Here is a 13418-nt window from a genome sequence, read left to right on the forward strand (position 1 = left end):
GCCATGGTGGAAGCGCCCCGGGTGGCCGCACGTCGTATCCCCGGCCGGTGTCCGTACGACTGCGGGAGGACCCGGTGACGCCCACCAGGACGATGCCGGGGAGCGGGCCCCGGTCGTAGCGTGAGGCGGTGCAACGGCTGATCGAGACCCTGCCCCGCCTGCGGCGCGAACATCCGTGGCTGACGGACGTCCTGCTGCTCGTGCTGGTGGCCGTGCCCCCGGTGATCCGCCCGCAACCGGGCTGGCGGCCCGTCTGGGTACAGGCGGGCGTCTACGCCGCCCTGGTGCTGCCCCTGCTGTGGCGTCGCCGCCGACCGGTCCTCGTCGCGTCCCTGGTGACGGGTGCGTTCTGGGCGCAGTACCTCGGACAGGTGTGGGGACAGGAACCGGGACAAGGCGCCGTCGCCGTGGCCGCGGTCCTGGCCACCCTCACGGTGCGTGGCCTGCGTAGGGCCGCCGCGGCGGCGGTGGTCTGTACCGCAGGCTGCGTTGTGCTGTGGGTTCCCGCCTGGCAGCGGGACTACGGGGGTCCGGGTGCCCGCGGTGCCTGGCTCACCCCGCTCGCCGTGGGGTTCCTGTGGGCCGGGGCCTGGGTGTTCGGCGAGTATGTCCGTGCCCGCCGCGCCTACGTCGCCGAGTTCGAGCGACGGGCCGCGCTCGCCGACTCGGAGCGCCTCGCCCTGGCCCGGGTCGCCGTCGCCGAGGAGCGGGCCCGCATCGCCCGCGAGATCCACGACGTCCTCGCGCACAGCGTGAGCGTGATGGTGCTGAACGCCGAGGGCGGCAGGCTGATGCGGCACACCGACCCCGCGGTCGTCGACCGCACTCTCGGGGTCATCAGCGCGACCGGCCGCGAGGCCCTGGACGAACTGCGCCGGCTGCTTGAGGTGCTGCGCACCCCCGAGGCCGACGCCCCACCCGGTGGCCCCGGCTCCGGGCCGGATCGTGGTGGGGCCGGTGAGTCCCTTTCGGCCGATATTCGGCGGCTGGTCGCTCGCCTCAACACGAGCGGCACGCGCACCCGGCTGGATCTGCGTGGAGAACGGGGCGGTCTTCCGGCGGATCTCACCGCGCAGACGTACCGCATCGTGCAGGAGGCGCTCACCAACGTCGTCAAGCACGCGCCACCGGATGCCACGATCCATGTACGGCTGGACACGGGCACCGAGGGGCCGGGGCGGCTGGTCCGCGTCCGGGTGGAGAACTCAGCCGGAGCGGAGGCCGGCCCTGAGCACCCCAGCCCACTGCTGTCCCGCGGTCACGGACTCACCGGCATGCGCGAACGCACCGCCCTGTACGGCGGGAGCGTCGACGCCGGGCCCACACCCGACGGGGGCTACCGGGTCACCGCGATCCTGCGCCCCGCCGAGCCCGAGCCCACCACGGCGACCTCATGACCGGCCAGACCCCCACCCCGTCGTCGTCGCGGGTCCTGATCTGCGACGACCAAGAGCTCATCCGGATGGGACTGCGCATGGTCATCGACAGCCAGCCCGACCTCACCGTCGTGGGCGAGGCCGCCGACGGGGATGCGGCGATCACGGGCGTGGCCGCCCTGGAGCCGGACCTCGTTCTGATGGACGTACGCATGCCCGGCCTGGACGGACTCGCCGCGACCGAACACCTGTGCGCGCAGCCGAACGGGCCCCGGATCCTTGTCGTCACGACCTTCGACCTTGACGAGTACGCCTACGCGGCCCTGCGCGCCGGCGCGAACGGCTTCCTCGTCAAGGACGCCCCCGCCGAGGAGATCCTGGTGACCGTCCGGGCGGTGCTGCGGGGCGAGGTCATGGTGGCGCCCTCACTCACCCGGCGCCTGGTCGACCGCTTCGTCCGGCAAGCCCCCGCGTCCGTGCCCGCCCAGCGCAGCCGTCTGGCCGCGCTCACCGACCGGGAACGGGAAGTCCTCGCCCTGGTCGCCGGGGGACTGACCAACGGCGAGATCGCCGACCGCCTTTTCGTGGGAGAGACGACCGTCAAGACCCACCTCGGCCGCATCCTGACCAAACTCGGTCTCCGCGACCGTATCCACGCGGTGATCTTCGCCTACGAGAGCGGGCTGATACGGGCCGGGGACTGAACAGCGACAGGCACCCTGCCGGGCCGCCCGCATCGCCGCGGCGGCAAGTGGCTGGTCAACGCACCAGCAGGTCGATCACGCCCGTCAGATCCTCCTCGCCGCTGCCCTCGGCCAGGCGGCGGCGCATCAGCTCGAAATAGGGGCTGAGCAGTACGGGGCTTACGTCCTGCTGCTCGGCGGTGCTCAGGAAGGTCGGTGTGCCGGCCACCTGCATGGCGAGGTTGGAGACGACGCCCTTGGTGTAGTCGCCGCTCCGCAGATGGTCGGCGGTCTGGTGAACTGCCGGGGCCATCGCGACGAGCCAGTCGGCCAGCAGCGGGGCGAACGACGCGGGGTCGATGTCCTCCTTGCGGATCAGGGCGAAGGCGTGCGCGGCACCGGCGAACATCCCGTACATGGCGCTGAGCAGGGCCACGTCGTGCAGGGCTGCGAAGCCCGCGTCCTCGCCGACGTAGGTGGTGCCGGCCGGGACGCTCAGGGTCTCCTGGTGTCGCTCGAACAGCTGCCGCGAGCCGCTGTAGAAGACGTAGCCGCCGGCTTCCGGGACGCCGATCATCGGAGGGACGGCCATGATCCCGCCGTCCAGGTAGCGGGCGCCGCGCTCGCGGGCCCACTCGGCGCGGGCGCGGGCCTGGGCGGGGGTGCTGGTGGTCAGGTTGACCAGGTCCTTGTCGGCCAGGTCGGCTCCGGTCAGCACCTCGTCCACCGAGGTGTCGTCCAACAGACAGACGACGATCAGGGTGTTCGCTGCGACCGCCTCAGCGGCGGTGTCGGCGAGCCTTGCGCCGTCGGCGGCGAGTACCGCGGCTCGGGCTGGGGTGCGGTTCCAGACGGTGAGTGGGTGACCGGCGGCAAGCCAGGGCCGGGCCAGCGCGGTGCCCATCGCGCCGAGGCCCAGCACCGTGACGGGAGTCTTCTCAACATTGGTCTGTGTCATGCCGATTAGGCTGGTCTCAGGTCCGGAGGTGATCAAGTACGCACTTGGTAGTGGGTGGTTACCCCGGGGTGAGCGAGCACGTCAGAAGGGTGAGGCATGACGACTCTGAACCGGCCGGGCGCACCAGACGGACACGTCTGCGGGATCGACGCCGCGATGGAGGTGATCGGTGGCAAGTGGAAGGTGCTGATCCTCTGGGCGCTCCACGAGCACCCCTACCGGCGCTTCGGCGAGCTGCGCAGACTGCTTCCGGGGATCACCGAGAAGGTGTTGGCCTCTCACCTGCGTGAGCTGGAAGCGGACGGCGTCGTGCGCCGCGTCTCCTATGACGAGGTGCCGCCCCGCGTCGAGTACTCACTGACCGCGGACGGCATGCGCCTCAACGACGCACTCCAGCCGCTGGCCGCCTGGGGCCGCGAGCGGCCGACCACCCGAGGGCTGGAGGAGAAGGCGGGCTAGGGTCTGTCGTGGCTGTTCTGATGCTGTCGCGATACCTCCGGTGCAGCCGTGCTCCGTTCAACTGCAGTGGCCGATCGAATGACCGGCACCTCCTCTGTCGAGAGTCCGACGTCACCGCGCCCCCGTACGTCGACAGCAACACACACACGTCGTGACTCCATTTCCGCAGCTTGTGGCCTCGGCCGACGATTCTGCGCCGCGACCCGGGCCTTGCCGCAAGCCCCCGGCGCGCTATAAGTTGAGAGAGGCAAGGAGAGTGTGCTCCTTGCCTTTTCCTCTGCCGATGCCCCATCGGCTCGCGCAGTTTGTCGTTGAAGACCTCGGCGTCCTCGATGACGGCGCGGTCGTGGCGCAGCGGCACGCGCGGGATGTCCCACTCCCCGGCTCCAGCGGCAGGAGTGGCCCCGTCGGGTCGGCAGGCGGCTCGCGGTCGGCGTCGTGGTCCGGGAGCGGCGCGCGCGGACGGGCTCGGGGTTCGCGGATTTGGGGCGCTTACCCCGCTCCGGCGCATGCCTCCGCCTCTGCCAGGTACCGGGCCACCGGGCCCAGGGTCAGCATTCCGCTGGCGGCACCGGCGTGTTCTGCGCAGGCATCGCGCAGGGCAGCCGCAGCGTGCGCGGCGATTTTACGCTCGCCGAGGCGTACGGCGGCGCGGGCGGTCAGGCACCACATGGCCTCCTGCATGTGGTCACGCGGTGGTTCGGGCACTGCGGCGAGGGCGGTTCGGGCCTCCTCGCCCCGGTCCTGGGCGAGGAGCACGAGGGGTCGCGCCCAGGGTCGGTACGGGCCCCAGTCGAGGTGCGGGTCGGTGGGCGCGGGCCGGTCGTGCAGCAGGCGCAGTCCCAGTAGGGCGAGCGGGAACAGGCCGCGGTGCAGCCCTGGCATTCCGGCCGTCCGGAGGGCGTCTTCGGCAGCGCGGTAGTGCGCTGCGGCCGTGGCGGCGGTCGGTCCGCCGGGTTCGGTGCTGCGGGCGGCCGTGACCCGGGCCCTGAACCACCCGGTGAGGACGGAGACAAGGGGCGCTTCGGTGGTGGCGGCGAGCTGGTCGGCCGCATGGGCGTGCGAGCTCGCGGCGTGGAGGTCGCCGAGGGCCGAGGCGGATTGCAGGCGGACGAGTCGGCCGAGTACGGCGAAGTTCGGCAGCTCGTGCCGGGTGGCCAGGTCGAGGATCTCGGCGCCGGTCCTGTCTCGTGCCGCCGCGAGCCCGGGGCGGGTGAAGGACTGCAGGAACACCCCGTTGAGGGCGAAGGCCAGCAGGGCAGGATCGGCCAGGTTCCGTGCCAGCACCTCGGCTTGACTCGCCGCCTGCTGCGCGCGCTTCAGCTCGCTCCCGGACAGATCGGCGCTGCGGCTCTCGGTGGCGATCGTGGCCAGGAGGCGGGCGGACAGGTCGGCGGGGCCGTCCGAGCCGAGCGCGGTGAGCGTGCGCTCGGCAGCAGCGACAACGGCGCGGGACTGCTCGGGGTCGTCGGCCCGGCTCCAGAGGGCGGGCACGTCGTAGGCGCCGATGATCCGGGCGGTCAGGGAAAGGTCTCCCGTGCGTTCCGCCGCATGGATGGCGGCGAGGCGGTCGCGCCGCGAGTGGACGAGGGCGTCGCCACCCGCCAGTGCGAGGGTGCGGGCCAGATCCACGGTGGTGCGCGGGCCGAGCCGGACACCGTGGCCGGTCCACGTGGTACGTGCTCCTTCGGGGAGCGCGGACCCGTTGAGGATGTCCGTCTCCAGGCGCTGAAGGCCGGCGCCGGGGTCGAGTCCGAGTTGGTCAACGAGCATCGCGCGGGCGCGGCGGAGGGTCGCCAGCGCGTCGGCCTGGCGGCCCGCGCGGTACAGCGCGCGGGCAAGCAGCCCCCAGGCCGGCTCGCGCCACGGCTGTTCGGCGACGTGGGCGCCCAGTTCGGCGACGAGGTCGGCCCCTTCCCCTGAGTCGAGGAGGATGCGGGCGCGCAGTTCCACTCCCTCCAACCTCATCTCCTCCAGCCGGGTCCGCTCGCGCTGCGCCCATGCGGAGCCGGTCACATCGGCATAGGCGGGTCCGCGCCAGGTCGCGAGTGCCGCGCCGAGGTCGGTCACCGCGTCGGGGTCGCGGCGGGTTCGGGCCAGGATGTCCTGGAACCGATGGGCGTCCACGTCCTCGCGCGGCAGGCGCAGCGCATAACCGGGACCTTCGGTGACGATGACGCGCGGTGGATCGCGGGGCTGTCGGTCGGGTTCGAGGGCGCGGCGCAGCGCTGCGACGAACGTACGCAGAGCGCCCACGGCGCGGGCCGGCGGATCGGTCCACAGGTCATCGACAAAGGTGTCGGTGGTGACCATCCGTCCCTCGGCGGCGACGAGCCGGGCGAGTACCTCACGATGGCGGGGTCCGCCCAGGTCAACCGGGCTGCCGTCGTCACGGAGGGCCCGCACCGCACCGAGCACGTCGATTCGCATGCGCCCATCCTCCGTGCCAGGGCCGGCTGTGCCCAACCGTACTGATCGGCTGCTGATCGCCGTCGCCCAAGCTGATCCGGTCACGTGGTCACGTCCCCGACCCGAAAGGATGGTCCCTCATGTCGCTCACCATTCCCGGCTTCGCTCACATCCGCCTGCCCGGTGCGGGCGGTGTGGAGCTGGCTGCCGCCGTCGGAGGCAGCGGCAGCCCGGTCGTGCTGTTGCACGGATTTCCCCAGACCCATCTGATGTGGCGTCATGTGGCCGAGCGGCTCGCCGACGAGCACACCGTAATCTGTCCTGACCTGCGGGGCTACGGCGCCAGCGGCAAGCCGACGGCCACCGACCCCGATGTGTACGCCAAGCGCACCATGGCCGCTGACGTCGTGACCCTGGCGGCGGCGCTCGGCCACGAGCGCTTTGCCCTCATCGGCCACGATCGGGGCGCCCTGGTCGCCTTCCGGGCGGGGTTGGACCACCCTGAAACCATCACGCACCTGGGCATCCTCGACATCGTGCCGACGCTCGACATGTGGAACGTCCTGCATGGCGCTTCGGCGGCGGTCGGCTACCACCTCTTCCTGATGGCGCAGCCGCCGGGCCTGCCGGAGGCGATGATCGCAGGCAGTGCGGACGCGTTCTTCGGTTCGTTCCTCGACGCCTGGGCCAACGACCCGACCGCCATGCCCGAGGAGGTGCGTGCCGAATACCTGCGGGCGAGCGCCTCGGCAGTGACGTCGATCGTCGCGGACTACCGGGCGTCGGCGGGCATCGACGTCGTACACGACCAGGCGGACCTGGACGCCGGATCGCAGCTGGCCATGCCCGTGACGGTCGTCCAGCAGGACTGGGGCGCGCAACTGGGCTACGACGCTGCCGGGGTGTGGAAGACGTGGGCGCCGGACCTGGACCACCGGCTGACCCGAGCGGGGCACTTCATGGCCGAGGAGGCACCCGACGAGATCACAGCGGCGATCCAGGACCTGCTGGCCCGCTGAGCCTCTGTTCCCGACTCGTCGGCTGGGCCACGGGACGTTTGCGACACCAGCTGGGATTCCAGCGACATGTTCATCGGCGCGGAGGACACATGAGCAGCGGACCGCGTTTCCCTGGACCGAGCGACAAGGTGGGCACGTTCACCGCCGACACCGGCTCCCCCGGCACCGCTCGGCGAACGTGGCAGGCGTTCATCGACACCTGGAACGACCGCATGGGAGACCGGTACCAAGAGCGGTACTCCCTGCAGGAATTCACCGCTTCCACGGTCGACGGCTTCCAGGGGACGATGCGCTCGGTGACCCCGCAGGACACCGCCGTCAACGAACCATGGGCCTCCTCACCCCTGAGCACCCAGGCAGTCGGTACGCAGGAGCACGACCACATCAGGCTGTACGTCGGGCTGCGAGGTGCGGAAGCCCTGCGGGAACCGCACGACCAGGGCGGTGACGCCTACGTTTGCGGATTTCCTCCGAGCGCGTCGTGAGGCGTTGCAGCCGGAGGATGTCGGGCTTCCCCGAGGGCAGCGGCGCCGCACCGGCGGGCTGCGGCGCGAGGAGGTGGCGGCGCTGGCCGGGATGTCGGCCGACTACTACAGCCGAATCGGGCAGCAGCGGGGTCCGGCGCCGTCGGAGCGGATGCTCGTCGCGCTCGCCCGGGCGCTGCGTCTCAACCAGAGCGAGCGTGATCGTCACCGGCCTCTCGGACGTCCTCGCGATCGTGCTGTCACGGCTCGGCGAGGCGTTGCTGCAGACGCGCCCGGCGGCGCCCTGCTCGGTGACTGCACCCAGTACTCGGGCATGGCGGGGCAGGGTCTTTGCCGCGGAGATCTGGGACGCGTACACGGCGGATCCCACAGGGAGGGCCGGCGAGATCCTGGAGTTGCACGCCCCGATCCTGTTGGATCCGGAGCAGTGTCAGACGCTGCTGGTGTTCACCGCCGTGCCCGGTTCCCCGAGCCACGGCAAGCTTCAGCTACTGACCTCCGTCCAGCGGCTGTCGTCCCTCACACACCTCAAGGCACTGTCTCGAAGCCGAGCAGTGCCCGGTCTCACGATGCTTCAAATTCGAAGCATCCTCTGCCATGAAAGGTGCTATTTATCATGAAAGCAGTGCGTTTCCATGAGTACGGTACTCCGGACGTCCTGCGTTACGAGGACGTGGAACAGCCGCTCCCCGCGGCCGGGGAGGTCCGGATCCGGGTGGCCGCGACGTCGTTCAACCCGGTCGACGGCAACATCCGCGCGGGCTTCATGCAGGGCCCCATCCCGGTGCCCCTGCCGCACACCCCCGGCATCGACGTCGCGGGCACGGTCGACGCGCTGGGCGAGGGCGCGGACAGGGTCAGGGCGGGTGACCAGGTTGTCGGCTTCCTGCCGATGACCGGCCCCGGCGCGGCGGCGGAGTACGTGCTCGCACCGGCCGCCCTGCTGACGGCGGCGCCCGCGAGCATCCCGCTGGCCGATGCGGGCGGGCTGCCGCTGGTCGGGCTCACCGCCTGGCAGGCCCTCTTCGATCACGCCAAGCTGACTGCCGGCCAGCGGGTGCGCGTCGAACGCACCCTGGGCATTCCGAGGCCCACCTGAACTGGTCACTCATCACCCTCATGACCAGGCGGCTGACTCAGAAGGCTAGAAGGCGTGGAACTCCTCAAAGGGCGGCTCGAACGGCGGATCAGGCAAGCGCATTGCCTTGCAGCGGGCCGCTGGTGCGGTCAGGGCATCAGCAACCGTCGTCGGAGTGTCACCAGGGAAGGCACCGGGAACCACCGTCCACCCCAGGTTTTGCTCGTAGTAGCGCACAGCGGTCAGCACTGACGGTACCCCGGCGTCGTCCATAACGATCAGCCCGCCAGGCCGGACGATCTTGCGCAAGAAGTACAGATCGACGAAGACTTCATGGAACCGGTGACTGCCGTCCACGAATGCCGCGTCGGCCACAAGACCTTCGGTGAGGAGTTGCGGAAGAGCGATCGACGAAGGAGCCGGCATGAGCGAGGCGATCGCGTCCAGTCCCGAGGAGCGCAGCAGGTCCCAGCCAACATTGGACCAGTCACGTTCTTGAAACGGGTCGATGACGATGTGCCGGGGACGCGGCAGGTCGACTGTAACGAGCGCCTCACCGATCGCCAGCGCGGAACTGGCGTAGGCAAGACCGACCTCGACAACCGTCTGCACGCCCTCGGAGATCAACAAGTCACGCAGTCGGTCGCAATCAGGTTCGGGCACCGTGACTGTCTCGAAGTCCGCCTCGCGGTCCCGCGTCCACGTCGGCCCTTCCTGCGCGAGCCGACGACGAACCTCCCGGATCCGCTCCCTACGTTCGTCCGATTTCGCGTTGGCCACCCCTACACGCTAGGGGACCAGTCGCCCGAAGAGAGGGATCAAAAACACTCGCTCAGCGGTTTCCTTTGTTCTATCAGAGCCCGGAGGGCCTCCCGCTATCGCGGTGCGATGGCTTTGATCCAGTCCTCGACGGCGACCACATCGGCCCACTGCGGGAACAGCTTCTCGGTGAGCATCCGGTGCACCTCGGGGTCGGTGTCGAGGCAGGCATCCGCCAGGACGGTGAGGCCGAAGTCCAGGTCGATGGCGTGCCACAGGGTGGACAGCACCACAGCGCTGGTGGCGATGCCGGTGAGAACAAGGCTGTCGATATCGCGAGCCCTGAGCACCAAGTCGAGGTCGCTGCCCGAGAACGCGCTCCCCCTCCTCTTGGTGACCACGACGTCGCCCTGCTGGGGCGCGACGTCGTCATGGATCTCGGTGCCAGGGGCACCCTCGGTGAACAGGCCGGCCCGCACGATGTTTGTCATCACCTTGTTGCGGGGGCTGACTTCTGGATCGCCTGGCCGTAACCCGATCACCACGTAGATCACGGGGATGTCGGCGGCCCGGGCTCCGTCGATCGCCCTGCGCAAGCGCGGCAGATATCCGGAACCGTCGTCGGCGATGGCCACGACGTCCCGTTGGACGTCCATCACCAGAAGTGCGCTGTTCGCCATGCCTGGTGTCCCTTCTCCGCTGGGAAACAGGAACAAGTCTGGTGGATCAACCGAGCTGCGGCGAAGGTTTCGGAGATCCTCGCAGCGTCACGCCGCAGTACGCCCACGACCGGTGTCAGTTCCATGAAGCCAGTTGCTCGGCTCGGGCTCGGGCTCGGGCTCGGGCTCGGGCTCGGGTCAAGGCGAGACGACAGGAGTCCGTGCCTGTCTCGATGGTCGTGCCATTGCAGGTGAGACGGTCGACGATGGCTGCGCAGAGCCGGGGATCGGCGAACCTCTTCGTACCTGGCGGGTCCGTGCAGGTGCAGGGGCCGGTCGGGTCTTGGATCGCCTCGCCGGCGTGGAGGCGGCGACAGTGTTCCGCAGCAACATCCGGGGGCCTTCAGCGGCGGCACAGCGGGCCGCTGACGGTCCTCATGGAGCGCTGCCCGTCGCCCGGCGGGCGCTCGCGAGCGCCCGCCGGCCGTTACAGCGGTTTCAGCAGGTGGAGCTGCTGGAGATCTTTATTCCGTTGACCCTGTAGGAGTCGGTGAACACAGTTTCACTGTTCGGCTCGAGGCAGATCGAGCCGCCGCTCTGGAGCCGCAGATACACCACGTCGTCATTCCGGGTGTTCAGGACCCCGTAGTGCGGCCGCGGCGTCACCGCCTGATAGGCGCTGGTGACGTCCCGGTACTTCGACATCGGAGTGCCCGCGTTCAAGGCGTTGCCGTCCACGTAGAAGCAGACGTACGGGTACGGGCAGCCTTGGGTGGGTGGCTCCGCGTGGGCTGCGGATGCACCGGTCATGGACATGGCCGCAACAGCCACGCTCACCCCCGCGAAGCTTGAAACCTTGCGGACAACGGACTTCATCAAAACCTCCATGAACGGGTGCCCCAGTGGACGGAGTCGGGGTGTCGTGGCGCTGCCGGACGGTCGGCCGCTTCAGCCGGTGCGACAGCCATAGCCTCCATGCCTCGTAGGCCTGAGGCAACAGCCGCCGCCCCACCTGCAGCGGTGGAACGGTTCCACCCTCGATGACCTGGAGAAACAAGGGGGCCTGGGATACCTGTCCGAGGGTGTGCCGAGTCCAGCCTGGCCTCCCTTGTGAGCGGAGCTACCCCAGCACTGAAACCTTTTTATTCGAGGCTCCGCCTCAGCGAGGTGACGCGTCCCGATGGTCGGCGCTGTTCGCGGCGGAGTTCCCGGAGGCGAAGTACCGGGTTTGGCGTGGACGGCGTCTCCGGCCTGGTATCCGCGTGCTGACCGGGGACGACGATTGGCACCAGGCGCTGGACCTGCACTTCGCCTGCTACGGGCCGCCGTCGAGCAGCGACGGTCGGCACTTCGTCGAGCGGCAGGTCGCGGGCCACCGCCGTCTATGCGAGACCGGTCACGGAAGCTGGAGCGGTGCCTTCGTCGAAGGCCGCCTGTGTGCCGGAGCCGGCCTGTTCGCCGACGGCTCGGGGCTGGCGCGGTACCAGAACGTCGCGACCCATCCTGACTTCCGTCGCCGAGGTCTCGCCTCCGCCGTCATTCACCATGCGGCCCAGCGCGCGCTGCTCGGCCGGGCCGTAAGTGCTCTCACATCGGGGCTGGGAAGAGGTTCTCCTGGGCGGGGTGGTCTGGAAGCGGTAGGACTCGGTACCGGTCTGAATCAAAGTGCAGCGGAAGGTATCCACGGTTGGCGCAGTTGTGCGGGCAACCGCCTTCGCCGCGTGGAAAGGCCTCCCTCGAGGCCGACAAGGCGGCTCGGAAGGCGAACGAGACGGCCGCCTACGGCGCACAGATCGGGCAGGCTCGCCGGTACAAGGAACTGACGCCCCAGTTCCGGCACTCCCCCTTCTCCCCGGCAACCGTCAACGGCTCGCCGTCGATTCCTTCCTGAGGCCGTTCTCGTATCCGCCTCGTCACGACCTGACCTGCCCTGGTCCTTCCTCGATCGGACGCCGCATGCGCCGGCCCGCAGCCGTGCAGCCGTGCAGCCGTGCAGCCGGAATATCCAAGGGTGTGGAGGCCGCTGCGGGGCTAGCATCCGCAATCGCACTTCTTCCGTCCACCATCCAAGGAACCTGCCCATGCCGCATCGTCTGACCGTTTCCATCAGGGAGTTCTCCGTTTCCGACCGCGAGGCCGGACCCTATGGAATCGCCGCCGGCCCAGATGGCGCATTGTGGTTCACCATGGTCCACCACGGACGGATCGGCCGGATCACACCCGACGGCGACAGGACTTTCTACCAGCTTGAACCGGCTTCCAGCGGGCCGTCGATCATCGCAGCGGGGCCCGATGACGCACTGTGGTTCACCGAGTTCCGCAGCCACCGCATCGGCCGCATCACCACGGCCGGAGACATCGCCTCGTTCCCGCTGCCGACTTCGGATGCGGGGCCGTTCGGGATCGTGGCGGGCCCTGATGACGCACTGTGGTTCACCGAGGCCAGCGCCGACCGCATCGGCCGCATCACGACCGACGGTCACGTCACCGAGTTCCCTCTTCCGATCGCGGGAGCCTTCCCGTCAGCCATCGCCGCCGGCCCGGACGACCGGCTGTGGTTCACGATGAATCAGGCGAACGCGATCGGTGCCATCGGAAGCGACGGCGCCATCACCGTCCATTTGTTGCCAACACCTGCCAGCGCGCCCGTCGGCATCACAGCGGGTGCCGATGGAGCCCTGTGGTTCGTCGAGATCGGAACCGGCCAGATCGGACGGATCACCCCCGACGGGAAGATCAACGAATTCGCCCTGCCCGACCCCGCGTCACGCCCGCACGCCATCGCCGCCGGCGCCGACGGGAACTGCTGGTTCACAGAGTGGGGAACCAACCGCATCGGACGGATCACCCCCGACGGCCGTATCGACGAACACGATCTCCCCAGCCCGTCCTCGGAACCCCACGGCATCGCCCAAGGACCGGACGGCGCAATGTGGACCGCTCTCGAGATCGGGACGATCGCGCGTCTCGTCACACACTGAGACGGCATATCACGGCAGCGACGGCTGTCTCAGGGACTGCTCGGCGCGTCGGCCTTCGCCGAGCCGTTCATCCGGCGTTGCCCGATCCACGGTTCACCACGCCGCGGGTGCTGGGTGTGGACGCCTTCGCGATCTGTCGCGGCCAGACCTACTCCATCGTCTTGACCCGCACCGAAGACCATCGCGTGGTTGATGTGTTCCCGACCCGTGAAGCCTGGCCGCTGGTCGCCTGGCTGGTCCGCCACCCCGGCGTGGAGATCAGTGGAGATCATCTGTCGGGACCGGGCAGGCGCTTACGCCGAGGGTGCCCGCCGCCACGCTCCCTGTATCCGTGCACCCGGAGCCTGTGCGGTCGAGCCGTCCCGGACAGGAACCGTCGTCACCGAGGAACTACCGATCGGCTCCCGCGTCGCGGAACCCGGTGAGGGCCAGGCGCGCGGCAGTCCGGGACGGACACGGCACCACGGTCAGCGACGTCGGGGAGTCATAGGATCTGACTGCCACGACGAGTCGTGCCTAACACGTGTGTTCGAGTGCGGGCAGGGCCGTGCG

13 protein-coding genes and 1 pseudogene are annotated in these 13418 nt (G+C 69.6%); 9 read left to right on the forward strand and 5 right to left on the reverse strand.

Translation table 11 applies throughout. From position 1 onward, the window contains the following. The first annotated feature begins 128 nt into the window (after window positions 1-128). Complete coding sequence (locus tag ACFY01_RS16125; protein ID WP_390736345.1) at window positions 129-1397, forward strand: sensor histidine kinase; 1269 nt, start codon at window positions 129-131, stop codon at window positions 1395-1397. After that, window positions 1394-2080, forward strand: a complete 687-nt coding sequence (locus ACFY01_RS16130) for a response regulator (protein ID WP_390736346.1) — start codon at window positions 1394-1396, stop codon at window positions 2078-2080. Before ACFY01_RS16125 ends, ACFY01_RS16130 begins: the two co-directional genes overlap by 4 nt. A 55-nt stretch (window positions 2081-2135) precedes the next feature. Here the strand turns inward: ACFY01_RS16130 and ACFY01_RS16135 are convergent, their stop codons facing one another. Next, the gene (locus ACFY01_RS16135) at window positions 2136-3017 is read right to left on the reverse strand and encodes an NAD(P)-dependent oxidoreductase (RefSeq protein ID WP_390736347.1); all 882 of its coding nucleotides are present in this window, start codon (window positions 3015-3017) and stop codon (window positions 2136-2138) included. A gap of 96 nt (window positions 3018-3113) precedes the next feature. Here ACFY01_RS16135 and ACFY01_RS16140 point away from each other — a divergent pair, with 96 nt between their 5' ends. After that, complete coding sequence (locus ACFY01_RS16140) at window positions 3114-3476, forward strand: winged helix-turn-helix transcriptional regulator (RefSeq protein WP_390736348.1); 363 nt, start codon at window positions 3114-3116, stop codon at window positions 3474-3476. Between the two features lie 492 nt (window positions 3477-3968). On the opposite strand, the gene ACFY01_RS16145 is transcribed toward ACFY01_RS16140, so the two are convergent. After that, entirely contained in the window at window positions 3969-5906 is a 1938-nt protein-coding gene (locus ACFY01_RS16145; RefSeq protein ID WP_390736349.1) for a BTAD domain-containing putative transcriptional regulator, read from the reverse strand. A 119-nt stretch (window positions 5907-6025) separates the two neighbouring features. Here ACFY01_RS16145 and ACFY01_RS16150 point away from each other — a divergent pair, with 119 nt between their 5' ends. The 4 genes and pseudogenes from ACFY01_RS16150 to ACFY01_RS16165 all read left to right on the forward strand — a co-directional run bounded on the left by ACFY01_RS16150 (window position 6026) and on the right by ACFY01_RS16165 (window position 8488). Next, window positions 6026-6904 carry an alpha/beta fold hydrolase gene (locus ACFY01_RS16150; protein WP_390736350.1) on the forward strand — a complete coding sequence of 293 codons (879 nt, stop codon included), beginning with the start codon at window positions 6026-6028 and terminating at the stop codon, window positions 6902-6904. 89 nt (window positions 6905-6993) lie between these two features. Beyond that, the gene (locus tag ACFY01_RS16155; protein ID WP_390736351.1) at window positions 6994-7389 is read left to right on the forward strand and encodes a hypothetical protein; all 396 of its coding nucleotides are present in this window, start codon (window positions 6994-6996) and stop codon (window positions 7387-7389) included. After that, window positions 7349-7892, forward strand: a pseudogene (locus ACFY01_RS16160) (helix-turn-helix domain-containing protein); the annotation flags it as partial. The gene ACFY01_RS16155 and the pseudogene ACFY01_RS16160, both read left to right, overlap by 41 nt. A 113-nt stretch (window positions 7893-8005) precedes the next feature. Beyond that, window positions 8006-8488, forward strand: a complete 483-nt coding sequence (locus ACFY01_RS16165) for an alcohol dehydrogenase catalytic domain-containing protein (RefSeq protein ID WP_390736352.1) — start codon at window positions 8006-8008, stop codon at window positions 8486-8488. Between the two features lie 45 nt (window positions 8489-8533). Here ACFY01_RS16165 and ACFY01_RS16170 read toward each other — a convergent pair whose 3' ends face one another. The 3 genes from ACFY01_RS16170 to ACFY01_RS16180 all read right to left on the reverse strand — a co-directional run bounded on the left by ACFY01_RS16170 (window position 8534) and on the right by ACFY01_RS16180 (window position 10761). Next, window positions 8534-9247, reverse strand: a complete 714-nt coding sequence (locus ACFY01_RS16170; protein WP_390736353.1) for a class I SAM-dependent methyltransferase — start codon at window positions 9245-9247, stop codon at window positions 8534-8536. Between the two features lie 95 nt (window positions 9248-9342). Further along, window positions 9343-9906 carry a cysteine hydrolase family protein gene (locus tag ACFY01_RS16175; RefSeq protein WP_390736354.1) on the reverse strand — a complete coding sequence of 188 codons (564 nt, stop codon included), beginning with the start codon at window positions 9904-9906 and terminating at the stop codon, window positions 9343-9345. A 477-nt stretch (window positions 9907-10383) separates the two neighbouring features. Continuing rightward, on the reverse strand, window positions 10384-10761 hold the full coding sequence (locus ACFY01_RS16180) for a hypothetical protein (protein ID WP_390736355.1): 378 nt from the start codon (window positions 10759-10761) through the stop codon (window positions 10384-10386). A gap of 164 nt (window positions 10762-10925) precedes the next feature. Between ACFY01_RS16180 and ACFY01_RS16185 the strand changes: the two genes are divergently transcribed. After that, window positions 10926-11708 carry a GNAT family N-acetyltransferase gene (locus ACFY01_RS16185; RefSeq protein ID WP_390736356.1) on the forward strand — a complete coding sequence of 261 codons (783 nt, stop codon included), beginning with the start codon at window positions 10926-10928 and terminating at the stop codon, window positions 11706-11708. Window positions 11709-11966: 258 nt separating this feature from the next. Then, window positions 11967-12866: a virginiamycin B lyase gene (locus tag ACFY01_RS16190; protein ID WP_390736357.1), complete on the forward strand. Its 900-nt coding sequence runs from the start codon at window positions 11967-11969 to the stop codon at window positions 12864-12866. Window positions 12867-13418 lie beyond the last annotated feature (552 nt).

This window comes from Streptomyces sp. NPDC001480, assembly GCF_042894725.1.
In the GTDB taxonomy this organism is placed as follows: Bacteria; Actinomycetota; Actinomycetes; order Streptomycetales; family Streptomycetaceae; genus Streptomyces.

Bases quoted from the DNA above. Each gene is read 5' to 3' on its own strand.
- ACFY01_RS16155 (WP_390736351.1), top strand. From the start codon at position 6,994: ATGAGCAGCGGACCGCGTTTCCCTGGACCGAGCGACAAGGTGGGCACG.
- ACFY01_RS16135 (WP_390736347.1), bottom strand. From the start codon at position 3,017: ATGACACAGACCAATGTTGAGAAGACTCCCGTCACGGTGCTGGGCCTC.
- ACFY01_RS16145 (WP_390736349.1), bottom strand. From the start codon at position 5,906: ATGCGAATCGACGTGCTCGGTGCGGTGCGGGCCCTCCGTGACGACGGC.
- ACFY01_RS16150 (WP_390736350.1), top strand. From the start codon at position 6,026: ATGTCGCTCACCATTCCCGGCTTCGCTCACATCCGCCTGCCCGGTGCG.
- ACFY01_RS16165 (WP_390736352.1), top strand. From the start codon at position 8,006: ATGAAAGCAGTGCGTTTCCATGAGTACGGTACTCCGGACGTCCTGCGT.
- ACFY01_RS16180 (WP_390736355.1), bottom strand. From the start codon at position 10,761: ATGAAGTCCGTTGTCCGCAAGGTTTCAAGCTTCGCGGGGGTGAGCGTG.
- ACFY01_RS16175 (WP_390736354.1), bottom strand. From the start codon at position 9,906: ATGGCGAACAGCGCACTTCTGGTGATGGACGTCCAACGGGACGTCGTG.
- ACFY01_RS16140 (WP_390736348.1), top strand. From the start codon at position 3,114: ATGACGACTCTGAACCGGCCGGGCGCACCAGACGGACACGTCTGCGGG.
- ACFY01_RS16130 (WP_390736346.1), top strand. From the start codon at position 1,394: ATGACCGGCCAGACCCCCACCCCGTCGTCGTCGCGGGTCCTGATCTGC.
- ACFY01_RS16185 (WP_390736356.1), top strand. From the start codon at position 10,926: ATGACCTGGAGAAACAAGGGGGCCTGGGATACCTGTCCGAGGGTGTGC.
- ACFY01_RS16190 (WP_390736357.1), top strand. From the start codon at position 11,967: ATGCCGCATCGTCTGACCGTTTCCATCAGGGAGTTCTCCGTTTCCGAC.